19 protein-coding genes and 1 pseudogene are annotated in these 26,148 nt (G+C 52.8%); 11 read left to right on the top strand and 9 right to left on the bottom strand.

The features are described from left to right. The first annotated feature begins 147 nt into the window (after positions 1-147). Complete coding sequence (locus tag G7064_RS19815; RefSeq protein WP_133273245.1) at positions 148-1,131, top strand: pyruvate dehydrogenase complex E1 component subunit beta; 984 nt, start codon at positions 148-150, stop codon at positions 1,129-1,131. Positions 1,132-1,199: 68 nt separating this feature from the next. Here the strand turns inward: G7064_RS19815 and G7064_RS19810 are convergent, their stop codons facing one another. Beyond that, complete coding sequence (locus G7064_RS19810) at positions 1,200-2,594, bottom strand: hypothetical protein (RefSeq protein ID WP_166074962.1); 1,395 nt, start codon at positions 2,592-2,594, stop codon at positions 1,200-1,202. A gap of 155 nt (positions 2,595-2,749) precedes the next feature. Between G7064_RS19810 and G7064_RS19805 the strand changes: the two genes are divergently transcribed. Next, a complete protein-coding gene (locus tag G7064_RS19805; protein ID WP_166074961.1) occupies positions 2,750-3,334 on the top strand; it encodes a DinB family protein in 585 nt (194 codons plus the stop codon). A gap of 2 nt (positions 3,335-3,336) precedes the next feature. Here G7064_RS19805 and G7064_RS19800 read toward each other — a convergent pair whose 3' ends face one another. The 3 genes from G7064_RS19800 to G7064_RS19790 form a co-directional block, all read right to left on the bottom strand. Further along, a complete protein-coding gene (locus G7064_RS19800) occupies positions 3,337-3,789 on the bottom strand; it encodes a thioesterase family protein (protein WP_166074960.1) in 453 nt (150 codons plus the stop codon). A gap of 191 nt (positions 3,790-3,980) precedes the next feature. Continuing rightward, positions 3,981-5,324, bottom strand: a complete 1,344-nt coding sequence (locus tag G7064_RS19795; RefSeq protein WP_166074959.1) for a RagB/SusD family nutrient uptake outer membrane protein — start codon at positions 5,322-5,324, stop codon at positions 3,981-3,983. Positions 5,325-5,365: 41 nt separating this feature from the next. After that, positions 5,366-8,428 (bottom strand): SusC/RagA family TonB-linked outer membrane protein, encoded by a 3,063-nt coding sequence (locus G7064_RS19790; RefSeq protein WP_166074958.1) that lies wholly within the window; start codon positions 8,426-8,428, stop codon positions 5,366-5,368. Positions 8,429-8,621: 193 nt separating this feature from the next. Here G7064_RS19790 and G7064_RS23350 point away from each other — a divergent pair. Then, positions 8,622-9,826, top strand: a pseudogene (locus G7064_RS23350) (anhydro-N-acetylmuramic acid kinase). 22 nt (positions 9,827-9,848) lie between these two features. Here the strand turns inward: G7064_RS23350 and G7064_RS19780 are convergent. Next, positions 9,849-10,595: a class I SAM-dependent methyltransferase gene (locus G7064_RS19780; protein ID WP_166074957.1), complete on the bottom strand. Its 747-nt coding sequence runs from the start codon at positions 10,593-10,595 to the stop codon at positions 9,849-9,851. Positions 10,596-10,925: 330 nt separating this feature from the next. After that, positions 10,926-11,075 carry a hypothetical protein gene (locus tag G7064_RS19775; RefSeq protein ID WP_166074956.1) on the bottom strand — a complete coding sequence of 50 codons (150 nt, stop codon included), beginning with the start codon at positions 11,073-11,075 and terminating at the stop codon, positions 10,926-10,928. 417 nt (positions 11,076-11,492) lie between these two features. Here G7064_RS19775 and G7064_RS19770 point away from each other — a divergent pair, with 417 nt between their 5' ends. The 3 genes from G7064_RS19770 (at position 11,493) to G7064_RS19760 (ending at position 17,187) form a co-directional block, all read left to right on the top strand. Further along, on the top strand, positions 11,493-11,879 hold the full coding sequence (locus tag G7064_RS19770) for a hypothetical protein (protein WP_166074955.1): 387 nt from the start codon (positions 11,493-11,495) through the stop codon (positions 11,877-11,879). 449 nt (positions 11,880-12,328) lie between these two features. Beyond that, positions 12,329-16,486 carry a T9SS type A sorting domain-containing protein gene (locus G7064_RS19765; protein ID WP_166074954.1) on the top strand — a complete coding sequence of 1,386 codons (4,158 nt, stop codon included), beginning with the start codon at positions 12,329-12,331 and terminating at the stop codon, positions 16,484-16,486. Positions 16,487-16,710: 224 nt separating this feature from the next. After that, on the top strand, positions 16,711-17,187 hold the full coding sequence (locus G7064_RS19760) for a nucleoside deaminase (protein ID WP_166074953.1): 477 nt from the start codon (positions 16,711-16,713) through the stop codon (positions 17,185-17,187). A gap of 56 nt (positions 17,188-17,243) precedes the next feature. Here the strand turns inward: G7064_RS19760 and ffh are convergent, their stop codons facing one another. Next, on the bottom strand, positions 17,244-18,593 hold the full coding sequence (gene ffh / locus G7064_RS19755; RefSeq protein WP_166074952.1) for a signal recognition particle protein: 1,350 nt from the start codon (positions 18,591-18,593) through the stop codon (positions 17,244-17,246). 252 nt (positions 18,594-18,845) lie between these two features. Between ffh and G7064_RS19750 the strand changes: the two genes are divergently transcribed. Then, a complete protein-coding gene (locus G7064_RS19750) occupies positions 18,846-20,066 on the top strand; it encodes a glycosyltransferase (protein WP_240935613.1) in 1,221 nt (406 codons plus the stop codon). A 4-nt stretch (positions 20,067-20,070) separates the two neighbouring features. On the opposite strand, the gene G7064_RS19745 is transcribed toward G7064_RS19750, so the two are convergent. Together G7064_RS19745 and G7064_RS19740 are read right to left on the bottom strand one after the other, a co-directional pair. Continuing rightward, positions 20,071-21,426, bottom strand: a complete 1,356-nt coding sequence (locus G7064_RS19745; RefSeq protein ID WP_166074951.1) for a hypothetical protein — start codon at positions 21,424-21,426, stop codon at positions 20,071-20,073. An 89-nt stretch (positions 21,427-21,515) separates the two neighbouring features. After that, the gene (locus tag G7064_RS19740; protein WP_166074950.1) at positions 21,516-21,944 is read right to left on the bottom strand and encodes a hypothetical protein; all 429 of its coding nucleotides are present in this window, start codon (positions 21,942-21,944) and stop codon (positions 21,516-21,518) included. A 154-nt stretch (positions 21,945-22,098) separates the two neighbouring features. Between G7064_RS19740 and pseB the strand changes: the two genes are divergently transcribed. The 4 genes from pseB (at position 22,099) to G7064_RS19720 (ending at position 26,116) form a co-directional block, all read left to right on the top strand. Then, the gene (gene pseB, locus G7064_RS19735; protein ID WP_166074949.1) at positions 22,099-23,118 is read left to right on the top strand and encodes a UDP-N-acetylglucosamine 4,6-dehydratase (inverting); all 1,020 of its coding nucleotides are present in this window, start codon (positions 22,099-22,101) and stop codon (positions 23,116-23,118) included. Positions 23,119-23,262: 144 nt separating this feature from the next. After that, the gene (gene pseC, locus G7064_RS19730) at positions 23,263-24,444 is read left to right on the top strand and encodes a UDP-4-amino-4,6-dideoxy-N-acetyl-beta-L-altrosamine transaminase (RefSeq protein WP_166074947.1); all 1,182 of its coding nucleotides are present in this window, start codon (positions 23,263-23,265) and stop codon (positions 24,442-24,444) included. Next, positions 24,444-25,328, top strand: a complete 885-nt coding sequence (locus tag G7064_RS19725; RefSeq protein WP_166074946.1) for an aldo/keto reductase — start codon at positions 24,444-24,446, stop codon at positions 25,326-25,328. Before pseC ends, G7064_RS19725 begins: the two co-directional genes overlap by 1 nt. Then, positions 25,313-26,116 (top strand): SDR family oxidoreductase, encoded by an 804-nt coding sequence (locus G7064_RS19720; protein ID WP_166074945.1) that lies wholly within the window; start codon positions 25,313-25,315, stop codon positions 26,114-26,116. The genes G7064_RS19725 and G7064_RS19720 overlap by 16 nt, the downstream gene beginning before the upstream one ends. Positions 26,117-26,148: the final 32 nt, after the last annotated feature.

The following is a 26,148-nucleotide window of genomic DNA, read 5'->3' as shown; positions in this document are numbered from 1 at the left end:
GATGAGATAGAATGCATTGCTTCTAATTAGGAGCATCGTTCTTATATCCTTCATTTGCCCCGGCGCCCTATGCGTTGTAGCTTTACGGGCCGGTGTAGCGCCGGCTTTTCTGTTTTTGACCTCTCGATTTCGTTAACCAGAATAACTATGCGGACCATCCAATTCCGGGAAGCCCTGCGCGAAGCCATGTCTGAAGAAATGCGTCGCGACCCGCGCGTGTTCCTGATGGGCGAAGAAGTAGCCGAATACAACGGCGCCTATAAAGTAAGCCAGGGCATGCTCGACGAGTTCGGTGCCGAGCGCGTCATTGATACGCCCATCGCTGAGTTGGGCTTTGCCGGCATCGGCGTAGGCGCGGCCATGAACGGCTTGTTGCCCATCATCGAGTTCATGACCTTCAACTTCTCGCTGGTTGCCATCGATCAGGTCATCAACTCAGCAGCTAAAATGTACTCGATGTCTGGGGGGCAATATTCTATTCCTATCGTGTTCCGCGGGCCAACGGGCAGCGCCGGTATGCTATCCAGCCAACACTCGCAGAATTTTGAGAACTGGTTTGCCAACACTCCCGGCCTGAAAGTGGTAGTGCCCAGCAACCCCTACGATGCGAAAGGATTGCTAAAAAGCGCCATTCGCGACGCTGACCCCGTAATTTTTATGGAGTCGGAGCAGATGTACGGCGACAAAGGCGAAGTACCTGAGGAAGAGTATCTGCTGGAAATCGGTAAGGCGAATATCGTTCGGCCCGGCACTAGTGTTACCATCGTGAGCTTCGGCAAAATGATGAAAATCGCTTTGGCCGCTGCCGATGAGCTGGCTAAAGAAGGTATCGAAGCTGAAGTCATCGACCTGCGCTCCGTGCGCCCCATCGATTACGATACGCTGATAGAGTCAGTTAAGAAGACCAATCGCATCGTTATTGTGGAGGAAGCTTGGCCGCTGGCCAGCATCAGCTCCGAGCTAACCTACACCATTCAGCGCCGCGCCTTCGATTACCTCGATGCACCCGTTATACGCATCACCTGCATGGACGTGCCCCTACCCTACGCACCTACTCTCATTGAGGCGTCGTTGCCTAATGTAGAGCGCACGGTGAAAGCAGTAAAAGAAGTTATGTATCAGAAAGCTTAGTTAGTCTTTCCTGTTATTTAGAAAAAAGCCCCCCAACAGCTATTGGGGGGCTTTTTTATGCGCTTTCCTCAATACAGCAGCTTACCAACGCAGCCAGGGCAAATTGTTTGCCCTACCGCTTCCGACAACCACCAACAACCCGCTACCCACAGTACCAGCCCAAGCGCAGCTAATACACCAACTGTCGGCCGCGAGCGTAACCGAAGCCACCACTCGACGGGCGAGAACAGGAAGGCGACCATACAGAGCAAAAGCAAGTGCAGCGGCAGCAAAAAACGATTCTCCATTGCAACAGGAATAGCCGCAGCGCAAGGCAACAAAAGCGCTAGCAATACCAGACAGTGTTGTGAGCGTAACTGCTTGGGGCGGATAGTCGTGAAGGCCAGCGCTATCAGCACATAATTCAGCAGCTTCAGAGGAAGTGATTCAGGGCTGTCTGCCGTCAGCCGGTAAGGAGTTGGAAACCGGATATCAAGCCCATTGAACAGGTGGCGGCCATAGCGCAGAAGAAAATCGACGGGCTGCTGAGCTACCGATTGTATATACTGCGCATACGATGTGTATTCGCGTTGCTTCAACCGCTCAAATAGCCTCACGCCCGACTCATCGGCGTAAGGCAAGGCGCTGGGATAAGCCAGAGCGCCGTTAAATAGCTGCACGCGTGTTCCCCAGGCAAGCTGATTCAAGTAAAATGATTCTGTCTGGCCTGGTATGCGAGCCAGAGTCAGGGGCGTATTTTCCTGAAAATGAATGCGGTTGATGGCCCACTGCGGACCGAGAGTAAGGGCCATGCCGACAATAAGAGCGCTCCAGCGCCAGCCGTTGGCGGGGGGCGAGTGCCGACGGCTCCACCACACTGCCAGACCCAGAAACGGCAGCAAGCTCACCAAATACACCGGTCGCATATTAAAGGTGGCTGCCATACTTAGGCCAGCCACCAACCACGCCAGCAGCCCCGGCCGGCTCAGCAACCACAGGCTCAGCAGCAATGTACCCAGCGCCGGCATATCGGTGAGCGTAAAACTGAAAAAGTCTCGCCAGAAAAGAAAGCCCAGCAACACCAACATAAGCCAGCGACCAGCCGCAATCTGACGACCAGTGATGCTTGTCCATACACCCGGAATGAGGAAGCCGAACAATACAGCGGCCCACACGGAGCCCAGCATCTTGGCGGCCGTGAGCATGGAGCAATCGGTAAAAAAGCGAAACGCCAGCGCCGGAAACATCATCAGCGGTCCTATATAGCCCCGAAGTGGGTCGTCGTAATACAGCAGTGAAAATGACTGATGCTGGCGCTGAAACTTCACCGCCATTACCCAGTATTGGACAGCGTCGTGCTGCAGATTGCCACCCTGAAAGTCGTTGAAGGGTAGGTAGGTCAGGTATAGAATCCACACAAAAGCTACTCGCCACCCAACGGCCAGCGGCGTATTCAGGAAATCTCGCACGTTATTCCAACTCATGGTTTAGTCGCAGGCTTTGCACGCGATGCTTCTTATTTAGCTCGGCTTGTGTCCCTGACAAATAGTGCATGACTTACTTGGGGGGCAGATTTTGCGTACCTTTTGCCAAAGCTACGCCGCTGAGCGACACATTCCCTTCCCGCGCACTTGCAACCATGAATCACCGTTTGAACATCCGTTTTGAGCAGCTTGAACGCGCTACTAATCAACTCTTAGCGCAGGTAGAATTGCTGGGCGAACGAGCGAGTACCTCGCCGGGACCCGGGCAATGGTCAGCAGTGCAAGTGGTGCACCATCTGTTGGTCGCCGAAACAGGTATCAATCAATATATCGACAAGAAGCTGGCCCAAACCGAAGACCTGGAGGAAGCTGGGGTGGGCGCATTTTTCCGGGCAAGCTTGCTGCGCCTGTTATTACGTCTACCTTTTTTACGCTTCAAGTCTCCCTCCAGGCTTAAAGCCCTAACCCCAGACGAAGTGCCGACCCTGGCTGTGCTCCAAGCCGAGTGGGAAACCGTGCGCCGCCATTTAGAGCGCACCCTGAATGAATTTCCCTCTAAGCTGCTGAACCGCGCTATTTTCAAACACCCTCGGTCCGGCATGCTCACCATCTACCAAACGCTGGATTTTATGGTAGATCATGTGCTGCACCACCAGCGCCAGATTAGCCGGATTGCGCATGCCGTGGCGCTCCTCCCGCCGCCCCTCGCGGTGGGCCATAATGCGAATCAGCCTACCTAGCGTTACTCTTTCTTCTCGCGCACGATGTCGACGTAGGTTTCGTGGCGGCTAATGTGCTCAAAGGCTGCTGCTATTTCAGCGGGCGGCACCGTGAGCTTGCGCTGCTGCAAATCGAGCCAGGCTCCATCAACTGTTACGGTGGCGGCTAGGCGGCCATCGGCTTTATAAATACTATGAAGGATGCGCCAGCGGCTACCGTCGGCGTTCAGGCCTGCCAGCTCGGCCGTCACCCGAATGGTTTCGCTCATGCCGATTTCTTTCAGAAAACGGGTGTCTTCGCGAAACAGAATAGGCCCAATGCGTAATTCAGCGAAGCGGCGCATAGTAAACCCCTGATCGGCGAGAAAGTCGAGGCGAACCTGGGCGGCGTAATCGGTATAAGCAGAGTGACGCATGTGCACATTGGGGTCCATATCGGCCCAGCGTACGGTGAAGGTTTTTTCGTAAATAGACATTCAGGTGTAGTTGTAAAGGGGTTTTGGTTGACTCGTTTGGGGCAAATTAGGAGCTTTTTGGTTGGCCTCGGTTATGACCTGCCCCAAGGGCATCGCACCGATAACCTGCTCACTAGTGATGGTTCAAGAAATCAAGAAAAAGCCCCCCAACATAGCTTTGGGAGGCTTTTTCAAAAACGATAATTGGCAAGCTAGATGGCCGGGTCGGCGGGCACGTTAGGATTGGTCAAACGCTCCTGCTGCGGATACGGGTAAAAATTGCGGTTGCGCTCGGCCGAAGCAGGCGGTGTGCCAGTGGTGGGCGGCGCCGGACGACCAAACCGACGGCTATCGGGCAGACGCAAACCCGTCAGATACAGCTCCGCGCTGCGCTGCCGGTAGATTTCCAGCAGCAGTGCATCGGCGGTTACGGGGCCACTATAAGCCGGCAAATTGGCGCCCACGCCGTATAGATCGGCGCCGGGAGCCTGGGTGCGCACGGCGTTGATGTCCTGCACGGCCGCCGTCAGGCTACCACCACTGCGCACCAGTGCCTCAGCCCTGCTCAGGCGAATCTCATCGGGCAGATAGGCTGGGATACTGGTATTAATGGTAGCAAAAAAGCCAGTTACTACCGGCTGGGGGGCATTATTGATGGTTTCCTGACCAATATAAAAAGCCACCCGCGCATCGTTGGGATAAGCCAGCGCGGCCGGCAGCCCGAAGCCCGTTAGCTCGCGGGGCCGAAAGTTGCGCGCTACCACCGCCGACTGATAGATTGGGTTGGGGTTTTGATTATTGAACTGGAAAACGGAGCGCTTAGTCAGATCGATAGAGTTGGCAGCGGCCAGCGTAGCGGCGTAAGTACCGGCTTGCAGCGTGTAGCGCACCTGGTATGCCTTGATGGTATTAGCTAAATCGAAGGTTGAGCCGAGTACTTTCGCATTAAAATCGGCGGAGGGCGGCGTGGCGGCAATGAGCTGCTGAGCCTCGTCGAGCAGGCGGATGGCTTCGGCTAAGAGCTGTTCGCGGGGCACAAACGTGGCCGCCGGCCCGCCCTGCCTGCTGGTGGTAAGCGGCGCCTGCTCAAAGTATTGCGACAGTGTGCCCAAGGCAATTGCCCGAAACAGATTGGCGTGAGCCAACACGGCGTCACGGGTAGCAGGGTCGGCACTAAGGACGGTGGGGGCGCTAGCTGTCAAATCTTCCGCCATGCCGGCCACCCGCAACAGCCGCGACCAGAGGTTAGTTACGTTGGCGTTGTTATTGGGCAAGTCGGCACCGCCGGCTTCCACTTCCAGCACGTTGGTAAAGGTTGAAATGCCCCGTAGCTCACGGGCCGTAGCACCGGGTGTCAGAATAACGGCTTCCAGCGCGCTGTTGGCATAAAACTGGCGCATCCCGACGCTCAGGGCGAGCAGCCCGTCGCGGGTAGTCAGCACCTCGGCTTCAGTGGGGTTGTTTGGGTTTGGCAAATCCAGGTCGCAGCCGGGAGCAAGCAGCAAAAGCCCCCCACAAAAGGCGAGCGTAGCCAAACGGCTTTTATATGATTTCATAGTAGTGAAGGCTAGATGAAAAATGAGGCGCGCCGACTAGGTTAAAAAGTAGCACTCAGACCTAGGGTGAGGGTACGCGGAATTGGCACCTCCACGAAGTCGAAGTTGCGTACCACGGTGCTTTGGCCAGCGGCATTTACCTCGGGGTCGTAGCCGCTATAGTCGGTGAAGACGAGCAGGTTACGACCTGTCAGGCTGGCCCGAATATTCTGCAAACCCAGAAACTTAGGAGTGAGCGTGTACGATACCGATGCTTCGCGCAGCTTCACGTAGGAGCCGTCCTCAATGTATTCCTCAAAAATGCCAAACAGCACGGCGCTCGTGCCTTTGGGCACCTCGCCGCGCAACTCGGGCTCGTAGCCTGCCAGGCCGCCATACAGGTCGCGCTCACCCACGCGCCGTGTGAAGTTGAACACATCGAAGCCCTGCACCGCATCGAATTGCAGACGGAAGCTCAGGTTGCCAGCTACAGTTACCTCGTTAATAAGCGACGCTAAATAATCTGGGTTCGGGTCGCCGATAATCTTGCTCAGCACGGAGCCGCGGGGCTGACCTTCGGGTGTACGCTGGGGCACGCCGTTCACGCCTAACTCGCGCTGGGGAAAACCAGCGGGCGTCAGCAGCAACGAGCCGTCGGGGTTGCGGGCGTAGTAGGTGCTATAAAATACGCCCACAGGCGCCCCATTCACAGCAGCTACTTGTCCGAAACCACCCGCAAATGGGAGAATGCCATTGCCTTCAATGCCGTTTACCTCGTTGCGGTTGCGGGTATAGGTAGCAGTTACGTTCCAAACTACTTTCTCCTTTTGCAATGGCACTGCCCGCAACAGCACTTCCACGCCTTTATTAGTCATGGTGCCTACGTTTTGTAGGCCGGTGAGAAAGCCAGTACTAGGCTCAAACGTACGGTTGAGCAGAAGATCATTAATCTTCTTATTATAATAGGTGGCTTCCAGACCTAAGCGTCCGCCAAAAAATCCGGCATCGAAGCCTAGCTCAATTTCCTCTTGCCGTTCTGGGCCCAACCGGGGGTCGCCGAGCTGTCCCGGCCGAAACACGCCCAGAAGACCACCGACGCTTGAGGGTACATAGTTCGTTTGTTTGTCGTAGGCCCCGATAGCAGTCAGATTGCCAGATTGACCATAGGAAGCGCGCAGCTTGAGTGTAGGCACATAATTGGTGAGGGCGCCATTTTTCCAGAACCCTTCCTCCGATAACAGATAGGAAGCACTGCCTTTATAATAGGTTTGCCAATTAGCATCGTCGTTGAGCCTGTCATAAAACGGCGAGGCGGCATCGACGCGCACCGCGCCCGTCAGATACAGACGCTGCCCTAGCCCGAAGGTTTGTTGAGCAAAGTAACCTTCAATTCGGCGCTCCGTCCGGTTTTCCGATGCCACAGACACACCATTGTTGATAGTTTGCCCCCCAATGCCCAGTTGCTGAGCGGTGAGACTGGTACTCTGCACCTGATCGTATTGCCAGGTAGCGCCTACACTCGTCGTCGACTCCAGCCACTCCGTAAAGTTGCGGCGGTAGCCCAGTGTCACATCATTATTATACTGGAACACGGTGCGGTCGGCGCGGCGCGCGAAACCAGTAGCATAGTCGGGAGTAGTGTTGCCGGGCGGAATAAAGGCCGTACCGAGTTGGGTATAAGAATCGACCCCAAATACATAGTCAGCCGTGAAGCCTTCGAAGGGAGTCAGGTTCAGCTGCACATCACCGATAATGCGGGAAGTACGCTGGCGAAAATCGAAGCGGTTGATGGCCTCCAGCGGATTGGTGCGGGTGAGGTTGCTGGGGCTAGTGCTGGGATAAACGCCCGTAACGGGGTTGGGGGCAGGATTTACGAAGTTATTGCTGAAGATGAATCCCGTGAGAGCGCCGTAGGCAGTTACGAGGCCGCCATTCGGAATTTCGCGGCTGTCGCTGAGCGTATAATTGCCCCCAACCGACAAGCTGGCCCAGTTAGTCAGCGTTTGCTGGAGGCGCAAACGTCCCGTTTTGCGGTCGAAGTCAGTGGCATCTACAATGCCTTGGTTCTTGAAATACGAACCCGAAAAGAAGTAGCGCGTGGCCTGGCTGCCCCCAGATACGGAGACGTAATTATCGGTGCCAACGGCGGTGCGGAAGATCTGATCCTGGTAGTCATAGCGCTCCGCCGGCACCTGTGTTATGTCGGTTGCGACGGTATTAGTGAAGCGAAATGGATAGGTGTTTACGTCTAGCGTCTTGCGAATTTTAGACACAATAAAATTGCTCGACACCGTGACGGAGGGCTTGCCTTCCTTCCCGCGCTTGGTAAAAATCTGGACAACGCCATTGGAAGCCCGCGAGCCGTAGATGGCCGCTGCCGCCGCACCTTTAATAATCTCGATGCGGTCGATGTCGGCCGGATTCAGGTCAACAAGGCGGTTCTGAGCATAGCCGCCTAAGTCGAGCAGTTCGGGTGAGTCGTTGTTAACGATAACGCCATCAATGATATACAACGGATCGGAGCTACCAACCACGGTGCTGGTGCCGCGCAACCGCACCGAAATGCCCCCCGCCGGATTGCCGGAGTTCTGCGACACCTGAGCGCCGGCCACCTTGCCCTGTAAGGCCTGATCGATCTGGACGGCGGCACCCTGCGTTAGCTCCCGCGCATTTACCGTGCTGATGGCATTGCCGAGCTGTTGTTTGCTGGTGGCGACGGAGTTACCGGTCACCACTACTTCCTTCAGCCCCACCAAATCCTCGCGCAGCGTAGCATCCGCAGTTATCTGGGTTTCGGTGCCTAGGGTCAGCGGCTGCGCAATGTTGGCGTAGCCTACTGAGCTGATGGCCAATTGGTAAGTGCCAGGCCGAACAGATGCGCGTAGCTCATAGGTGCCATCGGCGCCGGTAGCCGTGGCCAGCACTGTATTGGCGATGCGCACTGTGGCACCGGGCACGCCGGCGCTTCCATTAGCATCGGTTACACGGCCTCGAATTGTATAGGCAACATTCTGAGCCCATGCTGCCGAGCTACTAAGTATCAGCAGCAGAAACCCTAGCCAGGCAACAGTTGTGCTGCCAAACTGCCGAAACCGATTGGCTCCGGGTGAGTACAGGTGTACCATAAAAGGGGGTTTGGTGAAAAGGAAAAATTGAGAAAGCCTCGAAGTAGGTATAGGTAAGATAGCGTCTACTGCCGACACTTAGCATTTTACACCGAAGATTTTAGGCTTATTCCAGTTGAAGCAGACCATTGAACCTTGTTCTTGCTAATCTTAATTTGGACTCCCTAAATGTTTGCCGCACTTTTACCCGTCTATGAACTCCAATCTGCACCACCTCTTCACGATTGCCCAAAAGCCCCAGCGGCGGATCATCGGCCTGATGTCGGGTACCTCGCTTGATGGGCTTGATATAGCCATGTGCCGGTTTGAAGGCAGCGGACCGGCAACCCAGGTGCAGATAGAGCAGTTTGCCACGGTGCCCTACGCTGAGTCGGTGAAGGCCGAAATAAGACGGGTATTTGCCAAGAGTACCATCGACTTTGAGCATTTGTGCCTCCTCAACCCCTGGATAGCGCTGCTGCACGCTGATATGGTGCTGGACTGCCTCCGTACCTGGAAAATTGCCCCCCAGGAAGTGGATTGTATTGCCAGTCACGGTCAAACGGTATTTCACGCCCCCAAAAGCCAGCATGGCAAACCTGATTTTCCAAACGCCACGCTTCAAATTGGTGATGGCGACCATGTGGCCGTGCGCACTGGCATTCTGACAATCAGCGACTTTCGTCAAAAGCACGTGGCCGCTGGGGCGAAGGCGCGCCGCTGGCCGTGTACGGCGATTATCTATTGTTCTCTAAAGCTGGGGAAGACCGCATCCTACTCAATATGGGCGGCATCGCCAACTTCACTTTTTTGCCCGGCTCCCTTGATGTTGGCGCGATGTTCTCGACCGACGTTGGTCCCGGAAATACGCTACTCGACGCCTTCACGCAGCTTTATTTCCCCGACAAAAGCTATGATGTTGACGGCGCCATCGCTGCCCAGGGTCAGGTACACGAATCCCTACTGCGCGCATTGCTCGACCATCCATTTTTCGCCGCAGACTTTCCTAAAACCACTGGCCCTGAGTTATTTAGCCGCGACTACGTAGTGCAGGCCCAGCAACGCAGTGGCTCCGCTGGCCTCTCCCCCGCCGATTTGCTGGCCACACTCGTCGAATTTAGCGCAGCGGGCATTGTAAGGGCTATTCGACGCTGCTTTCCAACCTCCGATGCACCGCTGACAATTTATGCCAGCGGTGGTGGTATGCACAATCCCGTGCTTATGAATACGTTGCGTCTCCAACTTCCGAACTGCCGTTTTCTTACTACTCACGACTTAGGTATTCATCCCGACGCGAAAGAAGCTGTGCTGTTTGCCGTACTTGCAAATGAAAGCCTAGCCGGAAGCAACGCTCCGCTCGGTAACAGCCGACCAGGTATTCCGGCGGTATCGATGGGCAAAATTTCGTTTGCGCAGTAGCTGCTGTCTGCTGTTTCAATTATTAGTTCACCTCATGCGCACCGGCGTTTAGCGTCAAGCAGGCCAGATACTGCTGCTGATCATCCTCGGCAATGATTTCTAACTCGAAGCCGGCTTCTTCGGCATAATCCTGCAGAATGCTGGCTTCCACAAAAAGCCACGGAAAAGGCGCCCCCCTTTCGCCCTCATACGTCATGGCGTAATCTATCTCGCCGTAATAAGGACCGTTCAAATCAATGAGCAGGGCGCCCTCTTCGTCTTCATAGAGATAGGCAACATCCGATGATGTAGCTAAAATTTGCCCCCCAGGCGCCAGAAAACTGCGCGCATGCTTTAGAAAACGCGCCAAGCCTTCGAGTGTGCCCACCAAGCCTAAGCCATTCATCAGCATCAGGATGGTATCGAACTGCTCGCCGGTAGCCGGAATGTCAAAGAGGTTATGATGGGCTACTTCGCGCACGCCTCGTTCCACCATCACCTGCACCGCGCCGGCCGATACGTCGAGGGCGCGCACCGAAAATCCTCGGTTTTGTAATTCTAATGCGTGTGCTCCCGCACCGGCTCCTAAATCCAGCACTCTGCCTCGACACTCTTCCAGAGCACGGCGCTCTAATTCAGGCATTTCCCAAAGCGACCGAAAAAAATAACTAGCAGGCAACGGCTCATCTTCGCTCACATTGGTGTGCACTGTAAGCGTAGCAGATTTATCGCCGCGCAAATACGCAGTTAATGCGCGACCTAGCGGATCAGAGTTAGCGGAAGACGTCATAAGTTGATGATACGCGCAGTTGCTTTAAGGAGATATAAATTATTTGCAAGCTATAACACACTTTAGGGGGCCAAAATCGGGATAAATCAGCAGTTAGCTATGTTTGCTTTTTTATTAACACGAGTGGAAATCCAGCTTTATTTTTACTGATATTTCAGAAATCTGAATAGTGTAAGGGCATAACTATCAGTGAAATTTCAACATTTTCAGATCTTTGCTTATTATTTTATTGCAACGAAAAACTCTTGCACAACGATGAAAATTTATGAAAGAAGCCCCGGTCTAGCTAAAAGACCGGGGCTTCTTAATTCTATACGATTAACGGCTTAATTACTCAGCCGTAGCCTCTTTACGTGGGCGTCCACGACGGCCGCCGGTTCCAGTGCCAGCAGCGCGGGGCTTGCGCTCTTTGCGCTCTGGGGTATAAGAAGGATCCAGCAACGCATTGGTTTCGCTGATAAGGCTGGTTAGCTTTTCCATATTCTTACGAACCTGGGCTAATACCATCTCATTGTCTTCTGCATTTTGGAGAAGTTGCTGTAGTTTGTTTAAATCTGCTGCGGCCATTTTAGGAGAATTTGAAAGAGGAATAAATTAATTTCTTAGGCAAAAGAAAACATTAAATACGACACCAACAAAAAATAAAATTAATGCCACTGCTTTCCTACGAGTAGCTATTGATAAAGGATACATTATTCTTCAATAGGTGAGATATGACGCTATAATTTGGTTATCAACTATACTTAATGTCGAAAATAAATAATCAGTCATCTAAGGTTTCGGGTTAATTTTCTGGTGCCTAAGATTCGTTGTAAATACGATATTCATGTGTCAATATCGCATCCTTGCCTTCCCGGTTTGCGTTGAAATGACTACACCACTTTCATTTTTCCTATTATGGCCAGCAACCTTGATTACCTGAATCCGGCGCTTATTCCACTCGAAGAAAAAGTCAAAGCCTACTTGGAAGCCGAGGAAGAACTGGAAAAGGCTCATATAGAAGCCCGTTCGCTGGCAACCACCAACTTGCCCTCCACCACCGACGGCTTCGAGCAACGCCCACCCACCGGCAGCTTCGATCAGCAATCGGATGAGCTGCAGCAGCGCCTCAACAACATGATCACTGACTTGGATCTGCTTCGCCAAGAGATTATTGAGCTTTTACCCGTCCGCGACGAATTTGTAAAAGTTAATCTGGGCTATGGCCCCAGCCGCGTGGGTGCCTTCACCGTTCCTAACGCCCCTGGTACAGAAACTAAGTATCATCTTCGGGTAATTCATTAGCCACGAAGTAGCGAGCGCAAAAAAGCCCCCCAGATATACCTGGGGGGCTTTTTTGCGCTCGCTACTTCGTGGGACACAAGAAAATGAGGAACAAAAAAAGGCCCCGCTTAGCGAGGCCCCTTTCCACAACCAAAACACCTAAAAAAACTATTCTTTCGGATATGTTTTAAGCAAGCATCGGGCCAGAAACAGCCGTCTTTTCATTTTTTCTAATTACTTATTTTAAAATATCATGTAATAAATTATGAATTGAATTATTAAATCATTCATAATTTCTGGGAGTAAAATTAAGGATATAAGTTTCTTTAGAATATTTTATACTGACCTGGAAGGCAAGCGATTACCAGAACAAATATCCAGCATTTTTCCAGCAAAATGCAATTTAAGACCATTTTTCGGAACCTTCTTTGCTCTAATTAAAAATCAATTCAACTATTCTTTTATCGTTCATGAAAACAACTCTTACCCCCTTCAACAGTCGGTCGGATACTGTTCGAAAGCTATTACGAATAGCTAGTGCGTCACTATTCCTATTATCGTTTGGGCAGCGAGCACAAGCACAGTTTCCACGAGTAGAGTCATTTAAGAATGGCACTGCTAACGGTTTTGACTTGTTTGGTACTGCTATCCTTACAGGTACTGGCACCACTGGCGGTACTGGCTATCTGCGCCTCACTGATGCGGTCGGTAATCAAGCTGGAACAGCTATTGACCAAGGCGCATTTCCTGCTCCCCAAGGATTCAGTATTTCTTTTGAGTTCTTTTCCTACGGCAAAACCTCTACTACTGGTGCTGATGGGTTTAGCGTCTACTTGATTGATGGTAATACTAGTACGTTCCGTATTGGTGCCGATGGCGGCTCCCTTGGTTACGCACAGCGTATTCGAGATGCTAACGCACCCACCGTTATAACCCCAGGCGTATCAAATGGCTACGTGGGCATCGGCATCGATGAGTTTGGCAACTTTTCTAATGCCAGCGAAGGCCGTTCAGGTGGTTTAGTTGCTAGTGGCCTTACCGCGAATGCCATCACCATTCGTGGTAAGGGTAATGGAACGGCTGCAACAGAATACCCATACCTTGCTAGCAGTGGTCAGCTAGGTTTCGACTTGGACGTAGCGACAGCGCGAGCACAGGAAACCAGCGGAGATTACCGCCGTGCTTTCATCGATTTTATTCCCTTCACCAATACGAATGGCACAACGGCTTACCGCATTACGGTTCGCATTCAGCACGGCACATCGGTAACCACTGCTTTAAGCAATATTGAGTTACCGCCTCCGCCACCCACTCTCCGTATCGGTTTTTCGGGTTCTACTGGTGGCTCAAACAACGTGCATGAGATTCGCAACCTCGCTATTGTGCGCCCAACTATCGCCAATAATGATCGGTTTGGCACACGCTACGGAACTGCGGCTTCGTTCGACCTAACTACCAACGATGAAGCACCCGGTAGCAGCCTAGATAGGGCTAGTGTGGATTTGAACCCTGCTACTTCTGCAGTTGAGCAAACCTTAACTGTTGCAGGTAAAGGCACTTTCACAGTAAATGCACAAGGAGTCGTCACCTTTAGCGCCCTCAATACCTTTGCAGGCGTCGTCACTATTCCTTACACCATCCGTGACATTCTAGGCACTCTTTCTAATCAAGCCACCATTACGGTAGACGTTAGCGGAGCCGACTTAGCAAGCAGCGTAAGTGGTCCAGCCACTGCTAATCCAAGCTCTCGGGTAACTTATACTGTGTCTACTAGCAATTTGGGATTGGAAACCGCGCTTAATGTGGCGCCAACCCTGCGTTTGCCTCTTACCGTTACTAACATCAGTTTGCCTACAGGTGCTACCATTGCCACTGTCGGCAGTGAGCAGGTAGTTACATTTGCTTCGGTGGCTAGCTTAGCGGCCAATGATCCGGCTATTTTAAATGCGGTAACCTTTACTACACCCGGCTCTGGCTCCCTTACAAGCACAGCAGGCGTCGCTTCTAGCGTACCTGATCCTACTTCAGCTAACAACACAGCAGTTATAACAACGACCGTTAGCGGTATTGCCAACGTAGCTACTGCTTGCGCAACTCCTGGTAAGGATGGCGTTGGAACTCTTATTAGCACATCTATACCCAATACTTATTTCCCCGTCGCTATTCCTACTACTGTTGCGGTTGATCAAACTAGCATTACGCTCGGAGCATCAGCCGCAGGATCAGAGCCCATTCGTGCCGGTGACTTAATATTGATTATGCAGATGCAGGGAGCTACCATATCTACGGCTAACTCGACTGCTTATGGTACAATTACCAACGATGCTGCATACACTGCTGGTAAGTATGAATATGCCATTGCTACGAATGACGTACCCCTCTCCGGCGGTGTTCTGACGCTGGCTAAAGGAGTAACCAATCGCTACGAAAGCAACGCCGCTGGCACTAGCACTACAAGTCAGCGCCGCTTCCAGGTTATCCGTGTACCACAATATTCTACTGTTACAATCACGGGCACCCTTACCGGACCAGCTTGGAACGGCATTACAGGGGGTGTACTTGTGCTGGACGTAGCGGGCCAGACGAGCTTTACTACTAATGCCTCCATTGATATGACGGCCAAAGGATTCCGTGGTGGTGGTGGCGCTAGCTACTCAGGAACAGCTGCTAATAGAACTGATTACGTTACTGCTGCTGCTTTAGCACACGGTTCGAAAGGCGAAGGTACAGCAGGCTCTCCACGCAACATTTACAATGGCACAGCAGTCATTACCAATACTATCAATGGTATAGTTACAGATGGCTATTTTGGTGGCAGCAATGGGGCCGGTGCTCCAGGAAATGCTGGCGGCGGTGCTACTGATTATGGTGTTACGACTGGTAATGGTGCGAATGCTGTTACTACCTATAATAACTCCGGTAATGCTGGTGGCGCTGGTGGCGGCAATGGTGCCAATGGTGGCGTTGGTGGCTATGGCTTTGGTTCTGGTAATAATGGCTCTGGAACCCGGGCAGAAAGCGGTGCTACCACAACCGATGCCTCTATTTCTCGCATCGTATTAGGCGGTGGCGGTGGAGCAGGCTCTACTAACGATGCAAATGCTACTGCGAGTAGCGGTGGTGTTGGTGGTGGTATTATCATGCTTCAAACTGGTTCACTAAGCGGCACAGGCTTACTGATAGCTAACGGTGGTAATGCACCTGCGGCAAATGGTAACACCTCCGGCGGCGGCGGCGGCGGCGCTGGCGGCACCGTGCTTGTGCGGGCTACACCTCCAACTTCCGTTACCAGCGGGCTGAATAATATTTCGGTACAAGTAAGGGGTGGTAACGGTGGTAATGCAACCAATGGCGGAGCAGAGTTCGGTCCTGGCGGCGGCGGCGGCGGCGGCTTGGCTTACTCAAACGGAACCCTAGCCACTGGCGGCTTTTCCGGAACAGCCGGAGCGGCTGGTATTACAAATGGCAACAGTTTCGGTGCAGCTTCTGGCACTGCGGTTACGAATGCTTCTGTTAGTACCACTGTTGTTCCAACAAATAATATTACCGGGGCTGGTTCTTGCTTGCCTACGCTCGCTGCAGCACTGTCTACCTCTACACCAAATGTCACGCGTAGTGGTGATGTAGTAAATCCTGCAACGTATGCACTTGTTGTCTCAAACACAGGTGGAACCGCCAGGGAAGTAAGCATTGAAACAGTGTTAACCGCTGACCTCTTCAAGTATGACAACACAGTAACTCCCACTGTGACGCTGACACCTGCGAATGGAATCCCTTCGCCCTATACCAGCTACACTGCTCCAACGGCGAGCACAAGCACTCCCACGTTTGGCGGTATAACTATTCCGGCCGGCGCTACGCTCAGAATTTCCTTCCGGGCCACTATCGCCAGCACTGCTGTTAATAACACGGCTTACCAAGCTTCTGCAACTGTTCGGTTCCTCGATCCTACTCGTCTCACGGCTACGAGCACAGTATCACCCGCGAATACATTCGCTGGCGGAGGCACTGTACCGGGTAGTAACTACAATGGCAATATCGCTGCTAACACCGCTGAAGATGTTACGATTGTTCGTCCGTTGCCTGTGGAGCTAAAGCAGTTTACTGCTACGGCCGTGCGCCAGGATGCTCAACTTAACTGGGCTACGGCTTCGGAGCTGAACAATGACCGCTTCGTAGTAGAGCGCTCACTCGATGGCTTGACCTTCAGCACTATCGGCACGGTACGCGGCAAAGGCACCAGCACGCAGCAGTCGAAATACAGCTTCACGGATGCTGGCGCGGCTCGCTTTGGTACGCTTATCTACTACCGTCTGAAGCAGCTGGACTTCGATGGAACAGCAACGTTCAGCCCAGTGCGGACGGTAAAATTTGTTGATGCTATCAAAGTAGATGTGTCGGTGTACCCCAACCCAACGCAGGGCGGTGCTACGCTTGACTTGACTGGCTTACCTGCTGGCGACTACCAGGTGCAGCTACTCGATCTGACAGGTCGCAGCCTACAAATCCTTACCCTCGCTGGTCAGCAAGAACACCCACTGCAAGTGCAGGCGCTACCTCATGGCTCCTACATTGTGCGAGTGCGCGGAGAAGCTGTGAATGTGGCTCTGCCTTTAGTTCGCAACTAAATCGCAGTTCCAGTTCATTAGGCAATAAAAAGCCCCCGAATGCTCGGGGGCTTTTTATTGCCGTTATCTTTCGGTTATCTAATGTAATTGCCATTAGTAACCAACCGCTTATCTAAAAGCAGGTAGTTGATTTAAGCTGTATTTCCTCAATACACTGTAACTTCATCACTGGGGGGCTTTTTTGGCCTTCTCACATCGGTTTCTCTCCTCCCGCTCTTCATATTATGGAAGCTCCCCGCGAAGAATTTATGCGCGAAGCCATTCGCCTATCGGTTGAAAAAATGCAGGCTGGTTACGGCGGTCCTTTTGGGGCAGTAGTCGTGAAGGATGGCCAGATTATCGCGCGCGGCTTTAATCAGGTTACCAGTACCAACGACCCCACCTGCCACGCCGAGGTAGATGCCATTCGGAAAGCTTGTGTTGCCCTAGGCAGCTTTCAGCTACAGGATTGCGACCTATACACGAGCTGCGAACCCTGCCCTATGTGTCTAGGGGCCATTTATTGGGCGCGTCCGCGCCGCGTATTCTATGGTAACACCAAGCAGGATGCCGCCGCAATCGGTTTCGACGACCAATTTATTTACGACGAAATAGAGAAGCCGCTGAGCGAGCGACAAATACCGATGCAGGAATTCCTGGGGACTGAAGCTAAAGAAGGTTTTACAGCTTGGACAGAACATGAAGCACGAACGGAATACTAGAGCATAAAAAAGCCCCCAGAAATTCTCTGGGGGCTTTTTTACATAGTTCAGGCTGCTTATTTCATGCCGCCGCGCATGCCCATCATTTTGGCCATTTGCTGCATGCCACCTTTTGTGCTACCCATTTTATTCATGGTACGCATCACTTTACGCATGTCTTCGAATTGCTTCATCAGGTTATTCACCTGCTGAATATCAGTACCGCTACCCTTAGCCAAACGACGACGGCGCGAGCCGTTCAGCAGTTCGGGCTGGGCGCGCTCCTTGGGCGTCATGCTTTTGATAATGGACTCGATAGGCTTGAAAGCATCGTCGTCGATGTCAACATCTTTGATGGCCTTGCTCATGCCTGGAATCATCCCCACCAAGTCCTTCAGGTTGCCCATCTTCTTGATCTGCTCTAGCTGCGAGAGGAAGTCGTCGAAGTTGAACTGATTCTTGCGGATTTTCTGGTTGATACGCTTGGCTTCGTCCTCATCGAACTGCTGCTGTGCGCGTTCTACCAACGAAATCACGTCACCCATGCCCAAGATGCGCTGGGCCATCCGGTCGGGGTAGAACATGTCCAGCGCCTCCATCTTCTCACCCGTCGAGATGAACTTGATGGGTTTCTCCACCACGGCCCGAATGGAAAGAGCTGCTCCACCGCGCGAGTCGCCATCAAGCTTAGTGAGCACCACGCCGTCGAAGTTGAGGCGGTCGTTGAAGGTCTTGGCCGTATTTACCGCATCCTGACCTGTCATGGAGTCAACCACGAACAGCGTTTCGGAAGGGTTGATAGCCTTTTTAACCTGCTCAATTTCACGCATCATCTGCTCATCCACGGCCAAGCGGCCAGCGGTGTCGATGATGACTACTTTCTTGTTGTTTTTCTTGGCGTAGGCAATGCCGTTCTGCGAAATCTCAACCGGATTCTTATTGTCCGGCTCCGAGTACACCTCCACTCCTACTTGCTCGCCCAGCACTTTCAGCTGGTCGATAGCGGCCGGACGATACACGTCGCAGGCTACGAGCAAGACGGTGCGGTTTTGCTTTTTAATGAACGTGGCGAGCTTACCGGCGAAGGTCGTTTTACCTGAGCCCTGCAAACCTGATAGCAAAATCACGGCCGGGTCGCCTTTCAGTACTACATCCTCTTTTTCGCCGCCCATGAGCAGCGTTAGCTCATCGTACACGATTTTGGTCATGAGCTGGCCCGGCGAAACGGCCGTCAGCACGTCGCGGCCCATGGCCTCGTCCTTTATTTTGTCGGTGACTTCCTTGGCCACCTTGTAGTTCACGTCGGCATCAACTAGTGCTCGGCGAATTTCCTTGATGGTCGCGGCAACGTTGATTTCGGTGATGCTACCCTGACCTTTCAGGGTTTTGAAGGCCCGATCGAGCTTGGTAGAGAGGTTATCGAACATCTTGTGATGTAGTGATGTGTAAGGTGCTAGTATGCCGAACTGCCTGATTAAGAGGCCTGAGGCAATACAATGGGTCGCAGCGGCAAGTTCGCTTCCCCAAAATTAACCCAAAAAACCCTGAAAGCCCACGGCTACGTACCTTCGCGTGCTCAAACCTGCTGTAAAAATGCCCCCAAGCCCCTGCGTCTGCTTGTTATTACGTATTACTGGCCCCCATCCGGCGGGGCGGGCGTGCAGCGAAGCTTGAAATTTGTGAAGCACCTGCCAAGCTTTGGCGTGGAGCCAACGGTGATTACTGTGGATGCGTCGCAGGGAGCTTATCCGGTAATTGATGAGTCGCTGGCGGCGGAAGTGCCGGCTAGCGTGCGTGTGTTTCGCACGAATACAAGCGAGCCATTTGACTCCTATAAAAAGCTCACCGGTCGCAAACAGATTCCGCACGGCGGCTTTGCCAACGAAAGCAAAAGCAGCTTGCAACAGCAGGTTTTCAAGTTTCTACGGGGCAACCTATTTATTCCTGATCCGCGCCGAGGCTGGAATCAACACGTTCTGCGGCAGTGCGCTGAGCTAATTGCCCAAGGCCACACTTTCGACGCCGTACTGACCAGCAGCCCACCCCACTCCACGCAGCTTATTGGTCTGGAGCTAAAAAAGTGCTACGGCCTCCGTTGGATAGCCGATATGCGCGACCCTTGGACGGATATTTATTACTACAGAGAGCTCAACCACACCCCGCCCGCGCGTTGGCTCGACGCTTGGTACGAACGCCGAGTGCTGGAGCAAGCCGATGAAGTGCTAGTCACCAGTCCCGATACCAAGCGCCTGTTTTTAGGGAAGTCGCCGCGCCTTACGGCCAGCAAATTTCACGTGCTGCCCAACGGCTACGATGAAAGTGATTTTCGGGAACCTAGCTCTCCACCCACTGATTGTCTGCTCATTACCCACACGGGCACTATCTCCGAGACGTATCATATTGAACTGTTTCTGGCGGCCTGCGCCACCTGTACCACGCGCCATCCGGATGTACCACTTAAGCTGCGCTTTGTGGGCACCGTGTCGGCGGGCGTGCAGGAGCAGATCCGGGAGGTAGGCTTAGGCAAGCACACGGAATTTGTGCCTTTCGTGCCACACGACGAGTCAGTGAGCTACTTGCTGCGGTCCACGGCACTGCTCATGGCCATTCCGGATGTAGCGCACAACTTCGGCATTCTACCAGGCAAAGTATTTGAGTATCTAGCTTCTAACAAACCTATTATCTGCATTGGCCCCGTAGGTTCCGATGCCGATAATCTGCTGGAGGAGTGCGGGGCCGGCCGCGCCCTGCCCTACGATACTTATAGCGGTATGCTCGACCATTTGGACAATCTGTTTGCGGCTTGGCGAATCAATTCTAACCTTGATTTGCCGGCTATCAATCACGCGCAGTATTCGCGGCGGGCGCTTACGCAAAAGCTATCTAAGCTGATCAAATAGGCTTTTACTTTTGGAGCTTTTCCCAAGCATTGCGCAGCTTACTAGACAGGTGGCTAGCTACTTGTGCCCGCAAATCGGTCCAGACAGAGTGGGGCAGCTGGCGACCATGCCAAGCACCTAAAGCTTGAGCTAGGCGCTGGGCGAGTGTGCGGTAATGTGCGCGCTGATAATGGCGCAGATTATTGGTGACATCCGCCGGCGTGCGCACAAAGTCGCGCACATCAATGATGAAGCAATTATCAGCGCTGGCGATGAACTTAGCCAACGCTTGGTTCATTTGCGCGTGACGCTGCGCGGCGCCCGTTTCGGCGGAGCCGGGAACTTCTATTTCAGCCCCGTTGAGGAAGAAAATGGGAATAGCCGCCGGCAACTGGCTCCGTAGCCAGCGCAGATTCGCTTGAAAGTCAGCAGGCGAAATTTGCCCCCCAAACTCGAATTCAGATTTGAACCGACGCAGAAAGTCCTCGTCCATTCCCCGGAAGCGGCGTTGCACATATTTGGCCCCCAACGTAGCTGCATCAGTAGCCAGGATATTCTGGTAGCCGCCGAAAGGAATGGCAATGCCCGTTGCCTTTTCGCGATATAGCTCCTGGGTGTAGTCCATAAGCGGACTATACACTAAGGCATCAACTTCGGCCGTCCACAAGTTAGTAGAGAAGGCTTCTTCTCCCAGAAAAGGCAGCTTGCTTGCTAGGCGCTGCTGCTCGCTGGGGGGCAATTCACGGGTCAGGCGGAGCAGAGACGTATGCTCCACATGCACCGGGATTTGGTGCTCGTTTACATAGTTAAACTCCTCTTGTACGTCGATAGCAAAGGCCTGCAAGAAGGGCGTCAGCTGCCCTAAATCACAGCCGCCTTTGAGCAATACCCGCAGCTTGGGGCGGTTTTTATCTGGAATTTGCCCCCCAACGGAAACACGCTCGTTACCAGTGCCCGTAGAGGTTGTGGTTGACGCCGTATCCTTCTCAGCACCCGGCGAATCCAGCGTAATCCAGTCGGGCTTATCCGTCCCATTCAGCTCCGTAGCCACTTCGCCCTGCACTTCCAACGCCGGAAAACCGAGCCAGGCATAGGTGAACTGCTCAACGCCCAGATGCAGGATACGGCAGGAAAACACCAGTTGCTCCAATCGGTTTTCCGGCAAATTCAGGCAGTACACGCCCACCAGACCATAGTCGCCGAACCGGTCGCGCACCCGTACGGTGCCCCAACGAAGTGCAGCGTCCGTGAAGCTGGCTCCTAGCTCATCTTTGGCAACACGCTTCTTCGTGAAATTGAGTTGGTTGGAGCGGTTAATCAATTCCTCAATTCGGCTCAGATCAGCCGGCACGGCAGCTCCTTCTCGAAACTCAATGCGCACCTGCGAATCGCGTAGAAACTCCAGATTGTCCTGGTAAGCGGCGCGAGCCTGCTGCTGGCGCTCCAGCAGTTTGTACTGCTCCAGGCGCGTCAGGCCAGGGTCGGGTTTGCCGCTGAGCAGCAGTTGGGGGCAAATGTTGGCAAGTCGACTGGGTCGGCCACCTGAAGCTGAGGATTATAATACTGCGCCTCCGCCCGATTAATCGGATTATCGTCCAGAAACAGCGCGTTTGGGGCCCGCAGCTGCATTTGCGCCAGTAGCTCCTTGATAATAGGCCCTTTCGGCTGCCAGCTTATTTGGGGGAAAACAAATAAGTCACGAATACCCAACTCCACCAGTTTGGCCTCGGCGGCGGCAAAATCGTTTTTGGAAACGATGGTATGCACAATGCCACAGGCCGCGGTAGCGCGCACTAGTTCCAAGTTATCAGCAATGGCTTCTACGGCTCCTTCCGATAGCGTACCGCGCCAAAAAGTATCATCCAGATCCCAAATAATGAGCTTGATAGGTTCGGACATGAAGAGACGCAGTAAAATAAAAGATGGTCATGCGCGGAATACTCGGCATGACCAATAACCAACAACAGTGCAAAAGTACGTAACCCCGGCGCGGATTGCCTACTTTTGCCCCCCAGCGTCTTTTTCCGGATGGCTGACCTCTCTTTGTCTTTCTATGGCACTTGATTTAAATAACAAATCCATCCTGGTTACCGGTGGTACGGGCTCTTTCGGTAAGCAGTTTGTGCATACCGTGTTCGAGAAATTTCCGCACGTAAAACGCCTGGTTATTTACTCGCGCGACGAGTTGAAGCAGTACGAAATGTCGCAGATATTTCCGCACTCAAAATACCCAGCTATTCGCTATTTCATTGGTGATGTGCGTGATGCCGAGCGCCTCAAGCGGGCCTGCGAAGGCATTGATGTATTGGTGCATGCCGCCGCTCTCAAGCAGGTGCCCGCTGCCGAGTACAACCCGATGGAGTGCATCAAAACCAACATCTTCGGGGCCGAAAACGTCATTAATGCCGCCCTTGACTGCGGCGTGAAAGAAGTGGTGGCCCTCAGCACCGACAAAGCCGCGGCTCCTATTAACCTTTATGGCGCCACCAAGCTCTGCTCCGATAAACTTTTTGTGGCCGCCAACAACATGAAAGGCAAGCGCGATTTGCGCTTTTCTGTGGTACGCTACGGCAACGTAATTGGCTCCCGAGGCTCGGTAGTGCCGTTTTTCCTGCAACAGCGCGAAACCGGCGTGCTGCCCATCACGCACCCCGATATGACGCGCTTCAACATTTCGTTGGAAGAAGGCGTCGATCTGGTGCTGTACGCACTGGAGCACGCCTGGGGAGGTGAAATTTTTGTCCCCAAAATCCCAAGCTACAAAATCACGGAAGTAGCTGAAGCCATTGGCCCCAATTGTAAGCACGAGGTGGTTGGCATCCGGCCCGGCGAGAAGCTGCACGAAGCCATGATCACCGAAACCGACGCGCTGAGCACGGTGGAATTGGAGCGTTACTACGTTATTCTGCCCTACACGCCGCAGTGGGATGTGGAGGAATTCATTCGGCACTTCAAAGGGAGCCGCGTTCCCGATGGCTTTTATTACGACTCAGCCAATAACGACCATTGGTTGAATGCGGAGCAAATCCGGGAGGAAATTCGCCTGCACGTCGATCCAACGTTCATGGCGTAGCAAACCCAACTGATACTTCACAAGAATGTCGCTCTGCACTAAGAGCGGCATTTTTTGTTTTACGCTATAAGCTTTCTTAACCCTAATCATTGTACAGATCCGGTTACTACGCCAAGCGCCCCGGCTGTGTATATTTACCAGACTATGACCAACGCCACTGTCACCTTTCAGCCTACGCGTCCTATTCCCTATGGCCGCCAGCACATTACGCAAGAAGATATACAAGCTGTTACGGATACACTCCAGTCCGATTTCCTGACACAAGGCCCGAAGGTGGCGGAGTTTGAGGAGAAATTTGCGGCTTACATCGGGGCTAGGTATGCCGTGGCCGTGAGTAATGGTACGGCGGCTTTGCATCTGTGCACGCTGGCCCTAGGCGTACAACCTGGTCAGCGCGTCATTACCACGCCCATCACGTTTGCCGCTTCCGCCAACTGCGTGCTTTATTGCGGTGGCGAAGTTCATTTTGCTGATATCGACCCCGCCTCCGCGCTCATCGACTTGCAGCAGGTGCGGCGGTTGCTGGAAAGTCATCCGAAAGGGCATTTTCATGGTCTGATTCCTGTCGACTTTGCGGGTTTGCCCGTGAATATGGAGGAAGCGCGGGCGCTGGCTGATGAGTTTGGGCTATGGCTGATTGAAGATGCCTGCCACGCGCCGGGGGGCTTTTTTGTCGACTCGACAGGCCAGGAGCAGCGGTGCGGCAACGGGGCGTTTGCTGATCTGGCCATTTTCAGCTTCCATCCCGTCAAGCACATTGCCACCGGCGAGGGTGGCATGATAACAACCAACAATGCGGCACTCTACGAAAAGCTGCTGATGCTTCGCACGCACGGCATCACCAAGAACCCGGCGCATCTTATCCAAAACCCCGGCGGCTGGTACTACGAGATGCAAACCTTGGGCTACAATTACCGCATGCCCGATATGCTTACGGCCTTGGGAATCAGTCAGCTCCAACGCGCTGATACCGGACTTGCCCGACGACGCGCGCTTGCTGCTCGCTATGATGTAGCCTTTGCCGAAATGCTTCCCGTACGCACGCTAGCTGCCACGGATGGTCACGCCTTTCATCTCTACATTATTCAGATTGAGAATCGTAAAGGCTTATATGACTTTCTGCGCGAGCGCCAGATTTTTGCCCAGGTGCATTACATTCCAGTGCATACAATGCCTCACTATCAGGAGATGGGCTGGAGGCTGGGTGATTTTCCCCGGGCAGAAGCCTATTATGCACACTGTCTGAGCCTGCCAATGTTCCCGGATCTGACTGACGAGGAGCAACAGTATGTAATTGACTGTGTGCGGGAGTTTATAAATGGCTAATGATAGACGTTCCATTTGTACAACGACTAGCACTTGGCACAGCGCAGTTTGGCCTTGCCTACGGCATTAATAATAACGTTGGAAAGCCTGCTTCAGCCATCGTAGCTGAGATTTTACTTGAAGCAGCTAATGCTGGGATTACGACGCTTGATACAGCGGCTGCTTACGGCGACAGCGAAACTGTGATAGGTACCGAATTAGCTGCTCATGCATTGACATTCGAACTCATTACCAAAGTAGGTGCCGCTCCTCGACCTAATGTGACTCGACAAATTGATGATTCGCTAGCTCGTTTGCGTCAATCTACTATCCATGGGGTGCTATTCCATAGCTTTACGGCCTTGCAGCAGCATCCTGATGCCTATGATGCCCTATTGGATGCAAGAGCCTCTGGACGTATTAAATGTGTGGGAGTTTCGCTTTATCATCCTTGGGAGGCCGAATGGTTGCTGGATAAGGGTTGGCCACTAGACATAGTGCAGGTACCATTTAATGCGTTAGATCAACGATTTGCTCCTCTGATGCCTGAACTAGCCCATCAAGGAATTCAAGTGCATGCACGTTCTGCTTTTTTACAGGGCCTACTTTTGCGGCAGCCTGCCACAGTGCCCCCATTTTTTGAACCCTTGAGGCCTAAACTTGAATTATTACATCGTATCGCAAACGAGATTCAAGTTCCATTAGCGGCAGCGCTCTTATTATTTGCAGCCTATACACCAGGAGTAGCACGGGTGGTTATTGGTGTGGATTCCAGAGTTAATTTGCGCGAAAATCTTGCAGCCGCTCAGTATGTATATGCAGTAAAAACGCTGTATGCTGCCTTCCAGCCTTTAGCTGAGAACTCAGATTCTTTCATTTTACCTTATACATGGCCACCCCGCTAACAACCAAAAAATCGCTGTTTTCCCTTGAGGATAAAGTCGTTCTTATAACAGGTGGCTATGGGCACTTGGGACGCGCGATTGTGGCAGGACTGCTAGATCAGGGTGCGACAGTAGTTGTTTTAGGCCGTGAAGAGGCTTCCTTTAATGCAGCATTCGCAGAGCTTGAGGATAACTCAAAAGCCCACTTTATTCCATGTGATGTAGCTTCAACACATTCTGTAAAGGCGGCTTTCAAGCATAGCAGTGCTACTGTCGGACTACCGTCAGTACTCATCAATAACGCATTTTACAGCCGTGGCAACCAGCCTGAAAGTTTGACTGATGAAGAATTTGCTTTTGGATTAGATGGCTCGCTAGGCAGCACCTACCGCTGCATTCAAGCTATTATTCCTTTTTTTCGTGAGAGTGGGGCTGGCAAAATCATCAATGTGGCCTCCATGTACGGCATAGTTGCTCCAGATTTTGGTGCCTATACAAGTACCCCGCAATTCACAAATCCTCCTCACTATGGCGCTGCCAAAGCAGGGGTAATCCAACTCACGCGGTATTTCGCCTCGTATTTGGGTAAAGAAAATATTCAAGTTAACTGTGTAACGCCGGGTGCCTTTCCAAGCCAGCCGGTACAAGCACATGAAGCGTTTGTAGCGGAGTTGACACAGCGTATTCCTTTAGGCCGAATTGGTCAACCGGAGGACCTTCAAGGGGCGTTTGTATTTCTAAGTTCTCAGGCTTCTAATTTCGTTACCGGACACAATCTGGTAGTAGACGGCGGATGGACGATACGCTAATTTTGCCCCCCAAGCCCCGCGTCGGAGCTGTT

Source organism: Hymenobacter sp. HDW8 (genome assembly GCF_011305775.1).
Lineage (GTDB): Bacteria > Bacteroidota > Bacteroidia > Cytophagales > Hymenobacteraceae > Hymenobacter > Hymenobacter radiodurans.
The sequence above is the reverse complement of the archived record's forward strand: the minus strand, read 5'-3'. Positions and strand labels throughout refer to the sequence as shown.